18 protein-coding genes are annotated in these 19,774 nt (G+C 53.2%); 16 read left to right on the forward strand and 2 right to left on the reverse strand.

Going from position 1 to position 19,774, the window contains the following annotated elements:
* The 12 genes from POTG_RS05620 to POTG_RS05670 form a co-directional block, all read left to right on the forward strand.
* The coding region (locus POTG_RS05620; RefSeq protein ID WP_036644372.1) for a tetratricopeptide repeat protein at positions 1–1,389 on the forward strand (1,389 nt) is incomplete at its 5' end.
* Positions 1,390–2,083: 694 nt separating this feature from the next.
* Positions 2,084–3,025, forward strand: a complete 942-nt coding sequence (locus POTG_RS05625; RefSeq protein WP_009223847.1) for a hypothetical protein — start codon at positions 2,084–2,086, stop codon at positions 3,023–3,025.
* Between the two features lie 45 nt (positions 3,026–3,070).
* Positions 3,071–4,663 (forward strand): sensor histidine kinase, encoded by a 1,593-nt coding sequence (locus POTG_RS05630; RefSeq protein WP_009223848.1) that lies wholly within the window; start codon positions 3,071–3,073, stop codon positions 4,661–4,663.
* A 211-nt stretch (positions 4,664–4,874) separates the two neighbouring features.
* Entirely contained in the window at positions 4,875–6,515 is a 1,641-nt protein-coding gene (locus POTG_RS05635) for a response regulator (RefSeq protein WP_083791415.1), read from the forward strand.
* A gap of 147 nt (positions 6,516–6,662) precedes the next feature.
* Positions 6,663–7,997 carry an ABC transporter substrate-binding protein gene (locus POTG_RS05640; protein ID WP_009223850.1) on the forward strand — a complete coding sequence of 445 codons (1,335 nt, stop codon included), beginning with the start codon at positions 6,663–6,665 and terminating at the stop codon, positions 7,995–7,997.
* 66 nt (positions 7,998–8,063) lie between these two features.
* Positions 8,064–8,942: a carbohydrate ABC transporter permease gene (locus POTG_RS05645; RefSeq protein ID WP_009223851.1), complete on the forward strand. Its 879-nt coding sequence runs from the start codon at positions 8,064–8,066 to the stop codon at positions 8,940–8,942.
* The gene (locus tag POTG_RS25105; protein ID WP_269724325.1) at positions 8,942–9,067 is read left to right on the forward strand and encodes a hypothetical protein; all 126 of its coding nucleotides are present in this window, start codon (positions 8,942–8,944) and stop codon (positions 9,065–9,067) included. Before POTG_RS05645 ends, POTG_RS25105 begins: the two co-directional genes overlap by 1 nt.
* Before the next feature lie 3 nt (positions 9,068–9,070).
* Positions 9,071–9,760, forward strand: a complete 690-nt coding sequence (locus POTG_RS05650; RefSeq protein ID WP_009223852.1) for a carbohydrate ABC transporter permease — start codon at positions 9,071–9,073, stop codon at positions 9,758–9,760.
* Positions 9,761–9,796: 36 nt separating this feature from the next.
* On the forward strand, positions 9,797–10,054 hold the full coding sequence (locus POTG_RS23055) for a hypothetical protein (RefSeq protein ID WP_083791416.1): 258 nt from the start codon (positions 9,797–9,799) through the stop codon (positions 10,052–10,054).
* Between the two features lie 15 nt (positions 10,055–10,069).
* Positions 10,070–11,989, forward strand: coding sequence for an alpha-galactosidase (locus POTG_RS05655; RefSeq protein ID WP_009223853.1), 1,920 nt, complete (start codon positions 10,070–10,072; stop codon positions 11,987–11,989).
* 96 nt (positions 11,990–12,085) lie between these two features.
* The gene (locus POTG_RS05660; protein WP_009223854.1) at positions 12,086–12,934 is read left to right on the forward strand and encodes a DsbA family protein; all 849 of its coding nucleotides are present in this window, start codon (positions 12,086–12,088) and stop codon (positions 12,932–12,934) included.
* A gap of 576 nt (positions 12,935–13,510) precedes the next feature.
* Complete coding sequence (locus POTG_RS05670; protein WP_009223855.1) at positions 13,511–13,957, forward strand: Hsp20/alpha crystallin family protein; 447 nt, start codon at positions 13,511–13,513, stop codon at positions 13,955–13,957.
* Positions 13,958–14,025: 68 nt separating this feature from the next.
* Here POTG_RS05670 and POTG_RS05675 read toward each other — a convergent pair whose 3' ends face one another.
* Both POTG_RS05675 and POTG_RS25315 read right to left on the reverse strand, forming a co-directional pair.
* Positions 14,026–14,334 (reverse strand): molybdopterin dinucleotide binding domain-containing protein, encoded by a 309-nt coding sequence (locus POTG_RS05675; protein WP_009223856.1) that lies wholly within the window; start codon positions 14,332–14,334, stop codon positions 14,026–14,028.
* A complete protein-coding gene (locus POTG_RS25315; protein ID WP_442852583.1) occupies positions 14,331–14,843 on the reverse strand; it encodes a molybdopterin-dependent oxidoreductase in 513 nt (170 codons plus the stop codon). The genes POTG_RS05675 and POTG_RS25315 overlap by 4 nt, the downstream gene beginning before the upstream one ends.
* A gap of 383 nt (positions 14,844–15,226) precedes the next feature.
* Here POTG_RS25315 and POTG_RS05685 point away from each other — a divergent pair, with 383 nt between their 5' ends.
* The 4 genes from POTG_RS05685 to POTG_RS05700 all read left to right on the forward strand — a co-directional run bounded on the left by POTG_RS05685 (position 15,227) and on the right by POTG_RS05700 (position 19,561).
* Entirely contained in the window at positions 15,227–16,651 is a 1,425-nt protein-coding gene (locus tag POTG_RS05685) for an aldehyde dehydrogenase (RefSeq protein ID WP_157273344.1), read from the forward strand.
* A gap of 52 nt (positions 16,652–16,703) precedes the next feature.
* Positions 16,704–17,036, forward strand: coding sequence for an L-rhamnose mutarotase (locus tag POTG_RS05690; RefSeq protein ID WP_009223859.1), 333 nt, complete (start codon positions 16,704–16,706; stop codon positions 17,034–17,036).
* A gap of 25 nt (positions 17,037–17,061) precedes the next feature.
* Positions 17,062–17,955: an aldo/keto reductase gene (locus POTG_RS05695; RefSeq protein WP_036644378.1), complete on the forward strand. Its 894-nt coding sequence runs from the start codon at positions 17,062–17,064 to the stop codon at positions 17,953–17,955.
* A 196-nt stretch (positions 17,956–18,151) separates the two neighbouring features.
* The gene (locus POTG_RS05700; RefSeq protein ID WP_232282234.1) at positions 18,152–19,561 is read left to right on the forward strand and encodes a helix-turn-helix domain-containing protein; all 1,410 of its coding nucleotides are present in this window, start codon (positions 18,152–18,154) and stop codon (positions 19,559–19,561) included.
* Positions 19,562–19,774: the final 213 nt, after the last annotated feature.

The following is a 19,774-nucleotide window of genomic DNA, read 5'->3' on the forward strand; positions in this document are numbered from 1 at the left end:
CGCGCCTTGGGCGATGCGGCTGAGGCGGACGCGGTCTTGGCCGAGCTCCAGCGGTTGATGCGCGGTGACGCGCACAACGCCCTGCAGCTGGCCGCGGATTACCTCGGCTTCGGCCTGTATGACGAAGCCGTGCAGGTGCTGCAGCGGATCGTGCCGGACGCAGACACGCCGGCTTACCCGATGCTGCACTACACCTTGGCCTATGCGCATGAGCGGGCCGGCCGCAGCGAACTGGCCGCGCGTCATCGGCAGGCAGGCGCCGCCGCGCCGGCGGACTACTGCTTCCCGAACAGCCTGACGGATCTGCTCGTGCTGCAAAGCGCGATCGAGGCGAACCCGGGCGATGCGAAGGCGCATTATTACCTCGGCAACTGGATGTATGACAAAAAACGCCCGGACGAAGCGATCGCTCACTGGGAGGCGTCCCGGAAGGTGGACCCCGGGTTCCCGACCGTGCACCGCAATTTGGCGCTGGCTTATTACAATAAGCGCCAGGATGCCGACGCGGCGCGGGAAGCGCTGGAGACGGCGTTCGCACTGAACCCGGAAGATGCCCGCGTGTTTTACGAGCTGGATCAGCTCTATAAGAAGCTGGGACGTCCGGCGGCGGAGCGGTTTGCGGCGCTGGAACGCCACCTTGCGCTCGTGGAGAAGCGCGACGATTTGTATTTAGAGTACGTCACGCTGCTAAATACGCTGAACCGCCACGACGAAGCTTTGCGGGCGCTGGAGGCCCGGAAGTTCCACCCTTGGGAAGGCGGCGAAGGCAAAGTGACCGGGCAGTACCGGTTCGCCCTCGTCGAGCTTGGGAAGCAAGCGCTGGCGGCCGGGAACGCCGAGCAGGCGATCGAGCTGCTGGAGCGTGCGCTCGTTTACCCGGAGAATCTCGGGGAAGGCAAGCTCACCGGAGCGCAGGAGAACGACATCCTGTATTACCTGGGCTGCGCGTACGAGGGGCTGGGCCGGCTTGAGGAAGCAACACCGTATTGGCAGGCCGCCTCGCAAGGGCTGGAGGAGCCGGCCGGCGCGATGTACTATAATGATCAGCCGCCGGAGATGATTTTTTATCAAGGGCTGGCTTGGCGGAAGTTAGGCGTGGAGAAGGAAGCGAAACGCCGGTTCAATAAGCTGGTGGACTATGCCGAGAAGCATTTGTTTGATGAGGTGGAATTCGACTATTTTGCCGTATCCCTCCCGGACTTTCTCGTGTTCGAGGACGACTTGAACCGGCGCAACGTCATCCACTGCCGCTTCATGCGGGGACTGGGGAAACTGGGCCTTGGCCGGCCGGAAGAAGCCGCCGAGCAGTTCGATGAGGTGCTGGCCCTAGAGCCAAGCCATCAGGGGGCGATGATCCATCGGCGGATGTGCCGAGGTAAGCAGACGTAGAAGTAGTAGATGTAGTAGATATAGAAGTAGTAGATATAGAAGTAGTAGATGTTGCAGTAAACGTAGGAGTAGAAGTAAAAGTAAATGTAAATGTGATGTAGAAGGAGATATTGAAGTGGACGTAGAGGTAGACGTTGATGTGGGCATTAAGTAGGATTTGCAGAGGCACTTCAGTCGCTCTTCAGTGGCTCTGCGCTAACGCTTGCCACAACGCTTATTTGACTTAAAATGGCGGTTTTTATTTTCTAACGCTGATCAGCGTGCTTATGGGGGCGATTGAGCCCCCTTTTTACTCTAAAATGAGCAAATAAGGTGTCTGGTAAGCGTTAGATCCAAACCCCCCTTTTTTTTGCGCGAATAGTGTCGGTCACAAGCGTTAGACGATCCTGCCCCCGCGTGGTAAGAGAACAACCAGTTGCAAGAGGGCAAACTAGCTGTGGAAAGTGGACGCGAATTACGAATCACGAATAACAAATCACGCAACGCACATCGCAAGTAACAAATAACAAGCCACAAGTAACAAATCACAACTAACAAGTAACAAATCACAAGTAACAAGTAACCAATTACCAGTCAGCAGTCAAACTAATCGCAAGTAACAAATCCCGAATCACAATTCTCAAGCGAAGCAAGTCACCAGTAACAAATCAACGTTTTTACCTTGCAGCGATCCGGTTGGAGGAGGAGTAGGCGAATGAACCAATGGCGAAAGACGGCGGTGGAAGGCTGGGAAGCTTGGATAGGGGAGACCGACAGGATAGCGGTGACCGTTGTTCCGGAGCTGGGCAGCAAGGCTGTTTCGCTGCAGAATCGCAAGACGGGGCGAGAATGGCTGTGGCGGAGCGATAAACCATTGGGGAACGAAGGCTATGGCACGTTCTTTGCCTCCGGCGACGAGAGCGGCTGGGACGAAATGTTCCCAGCCATCAACGCCGGTGCTTATCCGCAGGCGCCTTGGCAAGGCCGGGCGATCCCCGATCACGGAGAGGTGTGGTCCCGGGCTTGGGAGCATCAGGCCACAAGCTCGGCCCTGACCTGTCGCATCGGCGGCGTGCAATTTCCCTATGTCCTGGAGAAAACGTATTCGTTCCCGGCCGTAGACACACTTCGTATCGATTACGCCGTGACGAACCTGTCGGGTGCCCCGTTTTCCTTTCTGTGGGCGGCCCATCCCTTGCTGCAGGTACGGGAAGGCATGAAGCTGCATGTTCCGGCCGATTTAACGAACATCGAGGTCTCCTATTCCGCGGAAGGAAGGCTAGGTGCATTTGGCGACAAGCAGTCTTGGCCGCTGGCGCGCAGAGCAGCCGGAGGGCCGGTTGACCTGAGCACCGTGGAACCCAACGCTGGCCGATTCGCGGAGAAATATTATTTCTCCGGCCGGCTCAGCACCGGGTACGCCGGCATCAGCGACCCGGCGACCGGCGAGGCGCTGATGTTCCACTTCCCAGCCGACCGAGTGCCGTATTTGGCCGTTTGGGCCAACTACGGCGGCTTCGGCGGCAACTATCACGTTGCCCTGGAACCGGCCACAGGCCGCATGGACGAACTCGCCCATGCTGTCCGCGAAGGGGAAGCCGCCGTTGTTCCGGCTTGCGGCGTGTATCGTTGGCATTTGGACATTAGCATGAAGTAATTAAGAAATTTTTAGACTATATTCAGGACCGCAGGGGGAGCCTATATGATCAAACGTCTGTTCATGAACCAAAGTATCCGCGCCAAAATCGTCTGGAGCACCGTGTTGATATCACTTGTCCCCTTGCTGGTCCTGTCCTATCTCTTTTACCAGAACAGCACACGCTCCTTGGAGCAAGCGATGGTGCGCAGCTCAGACCAGAATGCGGAGTACTTATCCGATTACCTGAACGAGTATTTTCGCAGCTTCTCTACATCCGCCCTTCAGGTCTACGGCTTTAAGCGGGTCATCGACCTCATGGAATACGGCACCAATTACAACGTCGCCGACATCACCGACGTCCGGGAATCGCTGGCCAGCTATTACCGGCTGGCGGTGAGCAACAATGCGGACATCATCAAAATCATGGTGTACGGCAGCGATAATACGCTGCGGGACAGCTGGTCCCGTGCCGACAGTTACAACGCGATCGCCCTGAACCAGACTACGCCCCATTATGGTGACATTGTAAAGCTGCCGTTTCAACATTCCCTCATGTTTACGTATCAGGATCCCGCGATCAAGCAGGATCTTTTTGTCTATGCGTTGCCAATTTATGACCCGTTTTACCGCGAGAAATTCGGGACGTTGTTGTTCTATGTGCTGGGCAAAGACCTGGCCAAGAAAGTCGAAACCTACAACCGGGCCCCGAACGTGATCGTGCTGCAAAACGGCAAGGGAGAAGCCTTCTATCGAACGAACCCGAATTACGACGCCGAGATCCAGCCGTATCGGCTTCCCGACGAGCTCAGCGACAGCAACGAACAGGTACTCCAGTTCACGGAGGGCCGGGAACTATTAATCAGTACATCCCCCTTGGACCATGGGAACATTGGGCTGAGTATCGTATATCCCAGCACCGAACTTGCCCATAACCGGAAAACCACGCTGAGCATTACAATCGCCGCACTTGCCCTGGTAATGCTGGTGATTGCGGCATTTTCCCTGTTGGCTCAGCAGTTCATCACAAGGCCGATTCAATATCTCGGAAAGGCGATGAAGGCCGTACGCAAGGGGAATTTCGACGTTGTCCTGCCTACGAATCGCTGGCATGATGACCTGTCCGAGCTTACCGCAAGCTTTAACTTCATGACCCGGACGATTCAGGAATTGATCGAGAAGGAGTACAAGCTGCAGCTGCGCAACAAGGAAGCGCAGTTCTTGGCCTTGCAGATGCAAATCAACCCGCATTTTCTCTACAACACGCTGCAGACGATCGGCGGCAAGGCGGTGCTGGCCGGGGATTATGAAATCCATGAGATGTGCCGGGCCTTGGGGGATATCTTCCGCTACAGCTTTTATGAGGGGAACATGGAATCGACGATTGGGGCCGAGCTGGCCCATCTAAACAATTACTTGTACATTCAGCAGTTCCGGTTCGAGGAATCCCTAAAAACCCGATTTGACGTGCAATCCGGGTTGATGGACGCCCCCATCATCCGTTTCGTGCTGCAGCCGATTCTCGAAAATATCATGGTGCATGCTTTGGGCAAAGATAGACGGAGTGCGGTTCAGATCGAGGTATCCGCGCAACGGGAAGACGGCCATATCCGGATTTCCATTTCCGACGACGGTCCCGCATGGAACCGGACAAGCTGAAGGCCCTGCGGGCAGTCTTAGCTCGCCCCGCTTCCAAGGTGTTCTCAGGGGTATCCATCGGTCTTCGGAATGTCCATGAGCGGATCCGCCTCTTTTACGGACCCCCTTACGGTCTTGAAATTGACAGCAGCCTGGGGAAGGGGACGACGGTAAGCTTAACGATTCCTTATCCTGCAGATGTTGAACAACCTCTAAGAACAGGGGGAGACAAATGATGTATAAAGTCATGGTCGTAGATGACGAGACGCTGGGGCGTAAATCCATACGTAAAATGATCAGTGAGCTGTCGCTGGACGTCGAAGTGATTGCTGAGGCCCAAAACGGGGAAGAGGCGCTGGAGCTGATCGAAATCAGCAAGCCGCACATTGTGGTCACGGATATGAATATGCCGGTCATGGACGGTCAGCGTTTTTTGGAGGCGCTGCACGACCGGTTTGGTGATATTCGGGTCATCGTCATCAGCGGGTATTCGCAATTCGAGTATTTGAAGGCGGCGATCCGCTATCAGGCGTGTGAGTATTTGCTTAAGCCGGTATCTGTCCCGGAGCTGCGCGAATCGATGGTACAGGCCATCGAGGCGATCCGACGATACATGAGCCTGCAGCAGCAACAGAGGGAAACGCGGGAAATGCGACGGATGAAGCGCGGGGCTTTCCTGAAAAGTGTAACGGTGCAGCGTATCACCAATCGGGCAGATATCCTGCAGCAGGCAAGAGAGCTGCAGATGGACGCTGGCATCCGCTATCGGCTGGTCCTGATCCGGTTTCGCCAATTTTCCGAGGTGGCCCGAACTAACTTCCATGGGAATGCCGAGCTGCTCATGTTCAGCATCGATAATATTTTGCGCGAAATTCTTGGCGACGATCAAATCCCCGCTTTTATCTCGGAGGATGGCATGGGGTATTGCCTGATTGTACCGGCAAGCTCCATCGAAGGGCAAGCCTTCGCAGCAGCTGAGGCAGGAGGCGACTCCGTAAGGTTCGAATGGCTGGAAGCCCTTCACGAAGCCGTTCAGCGCACGCTTAGGCTGGAGGTGCTGGCCGGGGTCAGCGGCTTATGCGAAGGGTTCGCGGAGCTGCCCGAAGCGTATCGTACCGCCGAGCGTACGCTTTTACGTCTAACGTTGCATGGGTCGGGGTTGACCGTGTCTCTGGCTGATAATCCGGAACAGCCGCGAAAAACCGAGGCCTTGCCGTCGTTTGTCGCGCAGGAGATCCGTCAGGCCTTTGCTTCCGGCAATGCCAAGGATCTTCGCAGGCTGCTGGACGAATACCAGGCGAGGGTGGACCGATCCGTCGACATCACGATCAGCCAGGTTCATCGAGAACTTGCCATCATCCGGGAGGCGGCGGTGTCGGAGATGAGAGGCATCGCTGCGGCGCATCCGCCCTTATATGATGCCGCCGCCATTACTGAAGTTACCGATCCCGCCGAGCTTCGCCGGCTTTTAGCCGGATGGGCGGATGCGGCCGAGGAGTATGGGGCGGACCGTCGCGAAACGGACTCCTCACAGCTGATCTGGCACATCGTCGACTACCTGGACGCTCATTACTTTGAGGACATCAGCTTGATTGATGTGGCAACCCGGTTCCACTTGGATCCCAGCTATCTCAGCAAGCTGTTCAAATCGGTAACTTCTGAGAACTTCATTGAGTACGTGACGCGCAAACGGATCGAGAAGGCCTGTGAGCTGCTTCGTTCCTCCGAACGAAAAATCAGTGAAATCTCCGAATTGATTGGATACGAAAACCAGCGTTATTTTAGTCAGGTGTTCAAAAAAAGCACCGGGCAAACCCCCTCCGAATACCGTGAAGCCCAACAATCGGGTAAAGCCGGAAACCCAAAAAATTGAACATCAGACGCACAATATATTTTATTCCGGCGCAAGCAGTGGACCGATACGATAAAAGCAGGACGAAGGGCATCGGGGCAAAAATGCGGATGCTGGCAGCGCGGCCATTCGCTCCGACTTTAATGTTATACACGAGGGGGAAGAAAATTGAAAAAGTGGATGTCGATCAGTCTCAGCATATTGATGTTAAGTTTTTTGCTCGCGGCTTGCGGCGGAGGGAATAACTCGGCTTCATCAACCGCGGAGAACGGCAGCGGAACTACGAACGCCGCTCAAGGTTCCGGCAACTCGACAGATTCCGGTGAGCCGGTGACGATCAAATTTATGCACTTCAAGAGCGATTTCACCGATCAGATTAACCAAATCGTGGAACAGTTTGAAAGTCAAAACCCAAATATCAAAGTCGAAGTGCAACCGGTAAAATACGATGACTACTATACTTTGCTGAAAACGAAGCTGGCAGGCGGGGACATCATCGACGTGTTTACCCTGAACGCCGGATTCAACACCCAGTTGTTTGCCGACGGCGGTTACTTGATGGATTTGACCGGTCAACCGTTCCTAAGCAACTTCGACGAGAATGTGGTGAAAGGCCAAGCGACGGACGGGAAAAATTACATCATGCCGCTGAACGCCAACCCGATCGCCGTGTTCTACAATAAAAAGATTTTCCGCGACCTCGGTCTTGAGGTACCCAGAACTTGGGATGCGATGATCGCCGCTGCGGAGAAAATCAAAGCTGCGGGCAAAACGCCGTTCGCTTTGGGGTGGAAGGATGCTTGGACGCTAACAATGTGGGATACCCGCGACATGCCAAGCAATTCGGCGCTGATCGGCCAACCGGACTTCTTCGAGAAGATCGAAACCGGCGAAGCCAAATTCGCCGACAATCCGGCTGTAAAAACGACGATGGAGCACGCGCTCAAGCTGTATGAGCTGGGCAACAAGGACCAGCTTGGCGTCGACTACAACGGGGCCGTGGATCTTTTTGCCAAAGGGGATGTCGGCATGATGTATATGGGTACTTGGCCGCTGCCGGACATCGAGAAGAAGAATCCGGAGCTGTACAACAATGACCTCGGCTACTTCCCGTACCCGTTCAGCAATGATGAGAATGCCAACAAGCTGGATTTCAACGCGGATGCTTCGCTGGCGATCGGCAGTAAGACGAAACATAAGGAAGCCGCTTTAAAATTCCTGGAGTTCATGAGCAGCAAGGAAGGCGGGGACGCCTGGGTGGAGAACATCAAATCGCTTAGCTACGTGAAGGGTACGTCGACGGATATCGCGCCGGCATTAAAAGACCTGCAACCGTACTTCGATAACGGTCAAACCTACGACTCCCAGCTCTATTTGGCAAAAACGACGATCGACTGGCGCTCCCAGTTCGACCAAAATCTGCAGAAATTGTTCTTTAACAAAACGACGATGGATCAAATCTTAGCCGATATGGACGATTGGGTTAGCAAAAACCACAAATAGAGCGAACTTCACGGAAGGCATGGGCGGGGGCCTGTGCCTTTCGTTGGTTTAGGAGAGGGTGAACCGATGGGAACTTTAAAACGCATGGCAAAAAATGAAATGTGGTACGTCTTGTTTATGCTGCCGGGGATCGCGCTGTTCGTGCTGGCGGTCGTGATTCCGCTGGTGATGGGTGCCCGGTATTCGTTCACGAATTGGGACGGGGTATCCGATTCCTTTGCTTCCGTAGGCTTTGAGAATTACGTGCAAGCGTTTGGCGATCCAAGCTTTTGGGATGCGCTGTGGAACACGTTTAAATATGCGATCATCCTAACGATTCTAGTAAACATCCTATCCCTGCTGTTAGCGTTGGTGCTGGATACCTTCCTGCCATTGCGCAACCTGTTTCGGACGGTCTTTTTCCTGCCAAGCGTCATCTCGATCGTGCTGGCGGGCTTCGTTTGGAGCTATAACTACAGCACGGGAATTCCGAACCTGCTCAGTCATCTGGGTCTGGAGGTGTCCAGTCCGCTGGGCAATCCGGATTACACCCTGTTTGGCTTGATCCTGATCGCTTTGTGGCAGGGCGTCGGCTCTCCCATGATTATTTACATCGCCGGCCTGCAGGGCATACCGGGGGAACTGTTCGAAAGCGCCCGCATCGATGGAGCGGGAACCTGGAAAACGTTCCGGCATATCACACTGCCCTTGCTGGCGCCTTCCGTGACGATCAACCTGCTGCTGGTGCTCACCGGCTCGCTGAAAGTGTTTGACCTCGTTTACGTCACGACAAACGGAGGTCCCGGTTTTGCGACGGAAGTGATGTCCACTTACATCTACCGGACGTCGTTCGCCTCATTTAAGGGGGGATATGGAATGGCGCTGTCGATGATGTTTTTCCTGATACTCGTCCTCGTGACGGTCGTGCAGATGTCCATTTCCAGAAGACGGGAGGTCGAGCTGTAATGAAAGCGAACAAAGTTATCACATTCCTCCTGTTTTTGGTGCTGGCGCTCGTCTTTCTTTTCCCTCTGTATGTGTCTCTGTTGATGTCGTTTAAAACGGCGAAGCAAACGTTCGATAACTTCTAAGCCTTGCCTTCCAGTCTCGATTTCGCCAATTACGTCCATGCCTGGGAGACATCGAAATTTCCTTTAGCGATTATGAACAGCCTGATCGTCACGGGGGTTTCCGTCGTACTGATCGTGCTGGTATCTGCGTTAGCCGGCTATTCCATTGCGAGAAGGAATAAGCCGTTTTACAACATCATGTTCATGGTGTTTCTGTCCGGCATGATGATTCCGTTCCAGGTCACCATGCTGCCGTTGTACAAACTCGGCAAAACCCTTGAGATGCTGAACACGCATTGGGGGATCATTCTCATCTACGGCGGGTTCGGAATTCAGACGGGCGTGCTGTTCTACGCTGCGTTCATCCGCCAAATTTCCCGCGAGATCGAGGAGGCGGCCAAAATCGACGGCTGCAGTACGCCGGGCATTTTTGCCCGAATTATTATCCCGTTGCTCAAACCGGTGACGGCGACGGTTGTCGTCTTAAACGCCTTGTACATCTGGAACGACTTCCTGCTGCCGCTATTGTATTTGCAGGATAACCAGTACCGTACGATCCCGTTGCAGCAGTATTTCTTCTTCGGACAATACAGCAGTGACTTGAACCTGGCGTTTGCTTATGCCGTCATGGGCATGATTCCGGTCATCGCGTTCTTCCTGCTGATGCAGAAGTTTATCATTAAAGGGATCGCGGCTGGCGCGGTCAAAGGCTGAGGTTACGGGACAAAGCGGGAAGAGGAGGTTATTCGTTTGGCGATTCAGGTTTTGGAAGCGGGGAAAATATTTGATATCCGCATGAAAAGCTCGTCTTATGTATTTGGCATTAACGAAAACGGGACGGTGCAGCACCTTTATTGGGGGGAGCCCGTGGAGGCTGCGGAATGCGCCGATTTGCTTCACCTCCGTCACCACAGTTCCTTCGATGCCGAGGTGAATCGGGAACGAGAGGAGTATGGAGGTTGGGGCGGTACTTTATATGCAGAGCCCTGCCTGAAGGTGAGGTTTTAAAACGGCGTCCGCGATTTGCGGCTGCGTTATGAAGGATACGAGATTGGAAGTAGCGAGCGGGGCGGCCAATTGATGGTCCGCCTGAGCGACGAGTATTATCGCTTGCGGGTGGAACTGCATTACCGGGTCATTGAGGAATATGATTTAATTGAACGCTCGGCCAAGGTAGTGAACGAGGAGGGGAGGCCGATTCGCATCGATCAAGTCATGGCGGCGGCCTGGTCTGTCCCAGCCGAGCTGTCCGTCCGGCTGACGCATGTGACCGGCCGCTGGGCCGGTGAATACCAACTCCGGCGGGCCCCGCTCACCGAAGGCAAAAAGGTGCTGGAATCGCGGCAGGGCTTCACCGGTGCGCATGCCAATCCTTGGTTTGCGCTGGATGGCGGCAAGGCGGACGAGATATCCGGGAACGTTTGGTTCGGCGCGTTAAGTTGGAGCGGCAACTGGAAAATCGTCCTGGAATCCACCACCTTTGGCCATGTCCGCGTTGTTGGCGGGGTCAATGACTTCGATGGGGCGTTTACCTTGGGCCCCGGGGAGAGCTACACCTCCCCCGTGTTTACGGGGGGCTTTGTCTCCGGCGGCTTCGGAGAGATGAGCCGGAATTTGCACAACTATCAACGGGACTACGTGCTTCCCGGATCACGGGAACGAAAAGTGTTGTACAACTCCTGGGAAGCGACGGAATTCGCGGTGAACGTCCGGGAGCAAATCGAGTTGGCTAAACAGGCGGCCCGGATCGGCGCGGAGCGGTTTGTCGTCGACGATGGTTGGTTTGGCGCGCGCCACAGCGACCGGGCCGGTCTCGGCGACTGGCAGGTGAACCCTCAGAAATTCCCGAACGGACTGCAGGAGTTGATCGACGAGGTGAAACGGCTTGGCATGGATTTCGGACTGTGGGTTGAACCCGAATCGGTCAATCCGGACAGCGAGTTGTACCGGAACCATCCCGATTGGGTCTATCAATTCCCAACGCGTGAAGGAACGCTGCTGCGCAATCAATTGATGCTGAACTTGGGCAAGCCGGAGGTCAAGGCGTTTGTGCTTGAGTTTATGACGGATCTGCTCAGTACCTACGACATCGCCTTCGTCAAATGGGATATGAACCGCACGATCACGGAGCCGGGCGCAATCCCGCTGCACGAGCACGCCGAGGAGTCGGTATGGATCAAGCACGTCAACCACTTGTACGAGATTTGGGCCGAGCTCCGGCGCCGTTTCCCGCGGGTGGAGTTCGAGACCTGCGCCGGAGGCGGTTCGCGGATCGATCTCGGCATGCTGCGGTTTGCGGACCAGGCTTGGATCAGCGACAATACGGATGCCCGGGACCGGCTGACGATCCAGGAGGGCTTCTCCTACGCCTACAGCCCCTCCGTCATGATGTGCTGGGTCACGGAGTCCCCGCACGGTATGAACGGCCGGCGGCTGCCGCTGTCGTTCCGCTTCCACAGCGCCATGCTGGGCGGGCTGGGCATCGGCGCGAACATCGCCCGCTGGTCCGAGGCGGAAATAGCCGAAGCCAGCCGTTATGTGGCGCTGTATAAAAAGGTGCGTCATCTGGTGGCTGAGGGCGATTTGTATCGGCTGGCCTCTTTTGCGGAAGGTGATGTCGCCGCATGGCAGTATGTGGCCCGAGACCGGGATGAAATCGCCGTGTTTGCCTTTCGCCAGGCACAATATTTTGGCGACGCGGAGCTGCGGCTGCGCCTGCGGGGGTTAGAGCCGGATGCACGGTATCGGGTTGCAGTGCCGGGGGAGGCACTACCCGCGGAGGCGGACAACACCGCCGATCAACGCGACAACCGATCTGCCGGCACTGCCGCCGCCTCGGCCGCGAATGCTGTTTGGCACGGCTCCACCTTGATGCGTCTAGGTCTGCCGCTGACCTTGGCCGGCGATTACGCCAGCTGGTTTGTCTATTTGAGGCGGTTATAACTGGATACACAACCTTTGTGACCTTTATTACTCCCTTGCAACGGGCGATACGCTAGAATGAGGACGAAACGTATCCAGATGGAGGTAGGATAGCGGATGGCCCATAACAAGGGAAGCAATCGGAGCGGCGGCGGGAAACCAGCCTCAACCCACAAGACGGTATCCAACCGGACAACCCCTGACAACAAGAACATCGGCAAGGGGAAGGCAGGTAAAGCTGCCAGCAGATCAGAAAACGGTCGGGGGAGTACGAAATCCGGTTTGATTTTCGTTAGTTCTCTCATTTTAATCGGAGTCTTGGTCATCACCCTGGCTGTTGTGTTCCTGAAAGATTCGGATACTTCTGAATTAAAGGATCTCCCGAACTACACGGAAATCAAAGGCGACTACACGGCCGAGGGCTTGAAGTATGAGAAACAGCCGCATTTGGGCGATCCGAACGCCAAGGTCAAAGTCATCGAGTTCGCTGATTTCAAATGCCCGGCCTGCAAGAAGTGGGAAGAAACTTATATGGACCAGCTGCAGCAGGACTTCATCGATACCGGTAAAATCGAGTTATTTTTCATTAATTATGCGTTTATTGACCGGGATTCGATCATGGCGGCCAGCGCGGGCGAGGCGATCGCGGCGCAGAGCAACGAGAAGTTCTGGGAGTTCAAGCGTAAGCTGTATGAACACCAAGGCGATGAGACGAAAATTTGGGCGACACCTGACTTTTTGCTGGACTTCGTGAAGAAGAATATCGAGGGGATCGACTATGATCGGTTCGCGAAGGATTTAAAAGAATATACCTACATGCTGCCGGTCAAAGAAGATTTCAAAACAGGTGGTTACTACGGGGTCAACGGAACCCCTCAATTCATGGTGAACGGGGAGCTGCTGCCAAGCGCTTCCTACGAGGAGTTGGCGGCGGCGATTGAGGCGGAGCTGGCGGAAACCGACTAATTCACGGACATAATAGGATATTCATATTAAGTCTTATGAAAAGCGACGTTGAAGTCGCTTTTTTTCGTAGCCTTCGAGTTTTTAGATAGCCAAATCGATGGATTTCCCTTAGACCCTTCGCATTGCAAAGTATAAAAGTACCAATACCGATGAAAAGAAGATACATTAATACGTTTGGGATGATCCAGGCGATGCGAAGTTTGATGGTTTTGTTCAAGAACTCCACCTCCATGTAAAAACCATTAGTCCGGGCATGTAAACAGTAAGGATATAAATTCGTTATCTTACTTTTACCATGAATAGGTTGCGATGTCTCGAGGTATCTTAACGATAGCGTTACTTCCACATCCAAAGGGCAGCAGGACAGAAAATCTTTATGAGGAAATTTGGTGAAGATCAAAGGTCAAAGAAGGTCAAATCAAAAGTCAAGCCCTAAGCGACGAGGAAAAATTCGCGAAAATCGCCCGATACAAGGCTGTTTGGGCTAAAATCACTTTTGTCACTTTGGTCGTGGAAGCATATAATGAGGATGTAAGGTCAAATAAGGTCAAACTAAAGAAAGGGGAATGAATAATCATGTTTGATTTGATTCCTTTTGGCAGACACAGGGAAGATGCGTTTGGACAGTTGGCTAAAACGTTTAATGATGTGTTCAATGATGACTTTTTTGCACCGTTTAAAAATTCGCCGCTTTCTTTCAGAACGGACATCCGTGAAACGGATCAAGCGTATCTGGTTGAAGCGGAATTGCCTGGTTTCCGAAAAGAGGACATCGAGATCGACTATGCCGCACCTTACTTGACAATCAAAGCGGTTCGTAATGAAGACCACAACATGGAGGATACGAACCATCAAATCGTTCGGAAGGAACGCCGGCACGGCGAATACGTACGCAGATTCTACGTGCAGGACATTGCTGAAGAAGATATTCGCGCGTCCTTGAAGGATGGCGTTCTGAAGCTGGAGGTGCCGAAACGGCAACCGACCCGCTCCAAACGCATCCAAATTCAAGACGGCGATTAATATAAACAGGGGCTATCCCTCCAGCAAATTTGCTGGAGAGGATAGCCTCCTTTGTGTTACATAAATCATCAGCTTCGCTCATGACGAGATGCCACAAGAGCGGCGGGATCAACGGTGCGCTCGGCAGTGTGTTGCACAGCAGTGTACTTGGCCTCCCCGTCGTCCCGGGCGCTGCCCCAAGAAGCGCCGTCAGCACTTGTGTCTGCGCCGGAACCAGTGTCCCCCGCTTCCACGCTTTCCGCCCTAACGGCGGAGATCTTAAACTCCGGCATTCGGCTGACGGGGTGCAGGGCGTCGTTCGTCAGCCGGTTCACAGCTAAGTCGCCGCCCCAATGGAACGGGACAAACATCGTGCGCGGATGGATGTCCGCCGTCACCTCTGGACTAACTTGGCAGCAAGCAACTTATCCATGCAAACATCGTGCGCGGATGGATGTCCGCCGTCACCTTGGCGGCGACCTCCAGCGACCCGCGCAGCGTGGTCAAGCGGGCCCGGCCGTTCGGCGAGGGCGCACAGCAGCCAGGCGTCCGGCAGCGCCGCGCCGGCTGGCTCAAACACCCGGGGCCGGCAGAACACCCGGCCCTCGAGGTTCGTCATCGTCTCTTCCACTTCGAGGAAGGACGTGCCGGGCAGCAGCCAATCCGCGTAGGCGGACGTCTCCGTCTCGAACAGGTCGACGACGACATGTACTGCAGCGTATGCTCCACGCCGTTCACCTGCTGCTCCAACCCCCGCGCGGTAAGAACCATTCCGCGCTTTGCCCCGGCGAATCCCCGAGCCACTTGACGGATCGTGTCCTAGGGGATCCCGGTACGTAGTCTGTGTGATGTTACGTCCAAAGCTGTCTTCTGCAAAAGCGGACTGCAGCACCTGAGCATCCTTCACTTGCACATCTGCCACGTAATAGGTGAGTTACAACCACTTCCACATGCTCGATCAAATAGCGGTCCACCAAACCATATAAAATCCCGCCAATGCCCCTAAAGAGGCACGAGGAAATAAATGGCCAGCTTCTTTTTCGAAGTGCGACGGCCGGCCCTCTTGAGATTTTCGCTCATGGGTCTTTCACTCCATTCCGTGTTGCATTGAGGTTCGCCTCAAGCCAAGATAGATAGGGCTTGGCAGCAGGCAAGACCATCATACGCCGCTAACCTGAATTGAAGCTTAATGTCCAAAGATGCCCAGCTCCCCCATTTCGGGTTACAATAGAAGAGACAGACAGGAATGACATTGATTATTCGGGAAAAGAGGGAACCGCCTTGAGCCAAATTGCAAATTCTACCCAAGCTCCAACCGAACCGCAACCGGCGCAAACCTTAGAGCAAACTATTTCGGAGGTCGTCCGCGCGCAGCAGCAATTCGTCCGATCCGGTGCCACGCGGCCGGTAGAATTCAGGCTGCGTCAGCTGGAACGTCTGAAGACCGCGATTAAACGTTATGAAACGCGCATTTTGGAAGCGCTGCAGCGAGATTTGCGCAAGCCTGAATTTGAAGGCTACAGCACGGAAGTGGGTTATGCTTACGACAGCATCCGCTACGTGATGAAGCATCTGAGGCGTTGGGCCAAGCCGGAGCGGGTTCGAACTCCGCTGGCCCATATCGGCTCCAGCAGCTACATCTATCGGGAGCCTTACGGCTCGACCTTGATCATCGGCCCGTTTAACTATCCGTTTATGCTGGTGATCGACCCGTTGATCGGAGCGATCTCTGCGGGAAACGCCGCGATCGTGAAGCCTTCGGAGTATACCCCTCATGTCTCCAGGGTGATCGCCGAGATGCTTGGCGAATATTTTGAACCCGATTACATACGAGTCATAGAGGGAGGGCCGGAGGCGACGTCTGCGCTGATCCATGCGCCGCTGGATTTTATTTTTTTCACCGGAAGTATTCGGGTTGGAAAGATCGTCATGGCGGCCGCTGCGGAGCATTTGGTGCCGGTTATCCTGGAGCTTGGCGGGAAGAGTCCTTGCATCGTGGATCAAGAGGCGGACCTCGATCTGGCTGCGCAGCGTATCGTTTGGGGCAAGTTCCTAAATACAGGTCAGACCTGCGTGGCTCCGGACTATGTACTCGTTCACGAGTCGGTGCGAGCGGAGCTGGTTGCCAAAATGAAGGCGCAGATCAAAGCCTTCTACGGTGAGGATCCAAGGCAAAGCCCTGACTACGGGCGGATTGTGAATGAGCGGCAGTGGAGCCGGCTGATGGGTTTGCTCGAACCGTCTAAAGTGGTGGTTGGCGGGGATGGCGATCGTGAGGATCTGTATTTAGGGCCGACGATCATGGAGCGTGTCAACTGGGAGGACCCCGTGATGCAGGAAGAGATTTTTGGACCGATTTTGCCGGTGCTGGAGTATCGAGACCTGGATGCGGCGCTCCGGAAGATTGGTGAGCGGCCTAAGCCGCTGGCGCTGTACTTGTTTACGAGCAATGCCGCCACGGAACGGAAGGTAATGGAGTCCGTTTCATTTGGCGGCGGGTGCGTGAATGATACGGTCATGCATCTGGTGAGCCCGTATTTGCCTTTTGGCGGAGTCGGATCTTCGGGGATGGGAGCCTACCACGGCCGTTACAGCTATGAAACCTTCTCTCATCGAAAAAGTGTGCTGAAGAAGTCCACGCGGGTGAACTTGAGCTTCATCTATCCGCCTTATACGGCGGGCAAGCTGAAGCTGATTCGACGTTTCTTCAAGTAAGGATGCCGTCTCAGGTGTCAAATGGGATGACAATTTCATGGGAGGGATGATCATGGAAATGAGTTCAAGCCGGAAGTTTGCCTGGACCTGGCGGGTGAAGGAAGATCAACTGGAGGCCTATGTGGAGATGCATTTGAACCCTTGGCCCGAGGTGCTGGAGGAGCATCGCAAAGCGGGGATTCGGAATTATTCGATTTTTCAGCAGGGAAATCAGTTCTTCTACTGCTTTGAATGTGATGATCCGGATGCGGCGTTCAAGTATATTGCAGCCAGCGAGGTTTGCCAGCGGTGGAACGCGATTACATCAGGCATGGTGGAAGGGTCATTTGACTTTAATGAACCGCAGCCGATCGTGCCGATGCGCGAGATTTTTTATTTGAAGTAGCGACGAATCGGAGGGATTCTTGAACATGAAATATCGGACATTAGGAAAAACCGGTCTCAACGTTTCCGTGGTCGGCATTGGAACTTGGCAATTCGGCGGGGAGTGGGGTTTAAACTACACGCAAGCGGAAGTGGATGCGATCTTGGATCGGGGCCGGGAGCTGGGCATCAATCTGATCGATACGGCAGAATGTTATGGCGACCATCTGTCCGAATCGTTTATCGGGGATTATCTGAGCCGGCGCAACCGGGAGGACTGGCTGATCGCCACGAAATTTGGGCATCAATTTCATGAACGGTTTACGCGGACGGACCGCTTTGATGCTGCGGCGGTACTACAACAGCTTGATGCTTCGCTGAAAGCGTTGAAGACGGACTATATCGATCTGTATCAGTTTCATTCCGGCCCGGATGCGGCGTTTGATAATGATGAACTTTGGACGCTGCTGGATAAGCAAAAGCAAGCCGGGAAAATCCTCCATCTGGGCACGTCGATCGGCAGCAACGACAACCTGCATCAGACCGAAGCTTCAACGAAGGTAGGGGTGGAGGCGATTCAGGTGGTTTATAACCGGCTCGACCGCGTGCCGGAGAATCGGGTGTTCCCGTCCTGCGAGCGCCAGCAACTCGGTGTGCTTGCAAGAGTTCCTCTGGCGAGCGGTTATCTGAGCGGCAAGTATAAACCGGGCGCGGTGTTCAGCGAAACCGATGTACGCCATCGTCATGATCCGGAAAGCACCCGGCGCAAGCTGGAGGAAGTGGAAGAGATTCGGCGGAATGAAGTGCCGGAGGGTGTGGACATGGCTCAGTGGGCCTTGGCCTGGTGCCTGAAGAATCCTGTTGTCAGCACGGTGATTCCGGGCTGCAAGAACCCTGCGCAAGTGGAGGCTAATGCGGCTGCGGCGGAGCTGGAAATCTAAGAACCCCCATAAAGATCGATAAGCAGACAAAAAGTTTGCTTATCGGTCTTTTTTCATATTGACGATTGTCAAATTTAGGATTATTATGTAAACATATATTGGAAGTTTAGTAGGATATGGTGTTGCTTGATGTCATTGGATGTCGTTTGACTCCTCTGTTAGCCGAGAATCCTTTGGCTCGCAGAAGGTCGCGGAATTGGGGGGTGATAATTTTTTGATATCTACAACCACGATTCGCGCAGAACTGGAAGATTACATCAAGAGCGAAGGGACAACCCTGCACCGTTTCTCGGAATCCGCCGGGGTGAACGTCGGAACGTTAAGCGGAATTATTAACGGGAACCGGCCGATTGCCATCGGACAATTGGATCGGATTACGGCTGCGATGGGGTTGCCTGAAGGACACTTTTACGATTTATACGCAGATGAATGTTTTACTTCAACGGCTCCGCATTGGAGGAGGCTGCGGCCGTTCCTGCTGAGATGCGCCGAGTTGCAGAAGCATGACTGCATTAAACAGGTTCTAAACCGTTTGTTAGAGGATTTGAAACAAATCGCGGGCATTTTCGATACAGCCGAAATGATGTATGAACAAGGTTGGAAAGAGGCTGCGGTTATACTCTATGAAAGCGTTATCGAAAGTGAGCGATCTAGCCACTCCGAACGCTTGGCGATGAGTTACTACAGGTTGTTTAAAATTCATCGCATGGATAGTGACAAGGGTTTTAAGACTGCAATGCAATTTTTACCCTACAGACATCGATTGCCGGAAGTGTATGCGCTCGATGGATTACTAATGTTGGTCGAAGTTTATTCGCTTAAGTTTAATTGGTCTGAAGCCGAAGTTTACGCAGATGAACTTTGCCAATTAGCTAAAGCATTGTATGAAAAAAAAGTATGGAAATATAGTGATTTTAAGCCGCTCCGTCCTCTTGTTTATTATTATGGTAGGGGCTATCTTCTTAAAGCTGGCTCTTATGAATATAGAGGAATGTTTGAGGAATCAAAGAAATGGATTGCAGAATATGCGAATTTAAGTTGGTTTGATGCCGATGATGAAAACCAAACTGCCGTTATAGAACAATTTAAAATGTTTGCACAAGCCAATTATCTTTGCTTGGATATTAAAGCTGGGGATCGATCCAAAATTCCTAAGTATGTTCAATTTTTGGAAGAAGAACCCGATGAACTTGTTGAAGGCTTGATAACATTAGTAGAATCAGCCAATCGCCACCAGTTTTTCATTGATGATATTCTTGATCGCTTTTCCGAAGAAATCGAAAAATACAGGTTGATTGGAAAAGATAAGTGGTTTTCAGAATCGGTAGTAAGTATGAATCGCTGTTCCGTTTTTTTCCAGAATTACGCAATTTATAATCTGAGGAAAGGGGATTATGAAGAAGGTATAAGGAGTTTACTGTATAGCTTGAAGATGGCAATTTCTTTGAATAACAAATCTTTGATCGTAAATTGCATGACTTTGTTTGAACTGAATCGCAAGTTTGTTACAGATGAGCAATATAAAAATTTTGAAGAACTATGTAGAAAGGTGTGGGAAAATGAAAAAGAAAATGTTCTCTACGGTTTCGGCTATGAAAATGCTTAGTTTGGTAGGTTTAGCTAGTGGTGCTGGTTTAATTGCAACATTGGCACACGGTTATTGGGGATAATATATTTCGTCTTGAACCATTCAAAAAAAGTAGGGATCAGTCCTTGGGACTGACCCTATTTTTATTGTATAGCGTATACAGAGACAGAGTGAGGAACATGCCAGGCCGTTCCATTTCAAAAAATGGAATTTTTTTTGTTTCTTGCATTA

Origin of the sequence: Paenibacillus sp. oral taxon 786 str. D14, assembly GCF_000159955.1 — a bacterium.
Lineage (GTDB): Bacteria > Bacillota > Bacilli > Paenibacillales > Paenibacillaceae > Fontibacillus > Fontibacillus phoenicis.

Excerpts from the sequence above, each read along its gene's own strand:
- POTG_RS05625 (WP_009223847.1), top strand. The coding sequence starts at position 2,084 with ATGAACCAATGGCGAAAGACGGCGGTGGAAGGCTGGGAAGCTTGGATA.
- POTG_RS05630 (WP_009223848.1), top strand. The coding sequence starts at position 3,071 with ATGATCAAACGTCTGTTCATGAACCAAAGTATCCGCGCCAAAATCGTC.
- POTG_RS05635 (WP_083791415.1), top strand. The coding sequence starts at position 4,875 with ATGATGTATAAAGTCATGGTCGTAGATGACGAGACGCTGGGGCGTAAA.
- POTG_RS05645 (WP_009223851.1), top strand. The coding sequence starts at position 8,064 with ATGGGAACTTTAAAACGCATGGCAAAAAATGAAATGTGGTACGTCTTG.
- POTG_RS25105 (WP_269724325.1), top strand. The coding sequence starts at position 8,942 with ATGAAAGCGAACAAAGTTATCACATTCCTCCTGTTTTTGGTGCTGGCG.
- POTG_RS05660 (WP_009223854.1), top strand. The coding sequence starts at position 12,086 with ATGGCCCATAACAAGGGAAGCAATCGGAGCGGCGGCGGGAAACCAGCC.
- POTG_RS05670 (WP_009223855.1), top strand. The coding sequence starts at position 13,511 with ATGTTTGATTTGATTCCTTTTGGCAGACACAGGGAAGATGCGTTTGGA.
- POTG_RS05690 (WP_009223859.1), top strand. The coding sequence starts at position 16,704 with ATGGAAATGAGTTCAAGCCGGAAGTTTGCCTGGACCTGGCGGGTGAAG.
- POTG_RS05695 (WP_036644378.1), top strand. The coding sequence starts at position 17,062 with ATGAAATATCGGACATTAGGAAAAACCGGTCTCAACGTTTCCGTGGTC.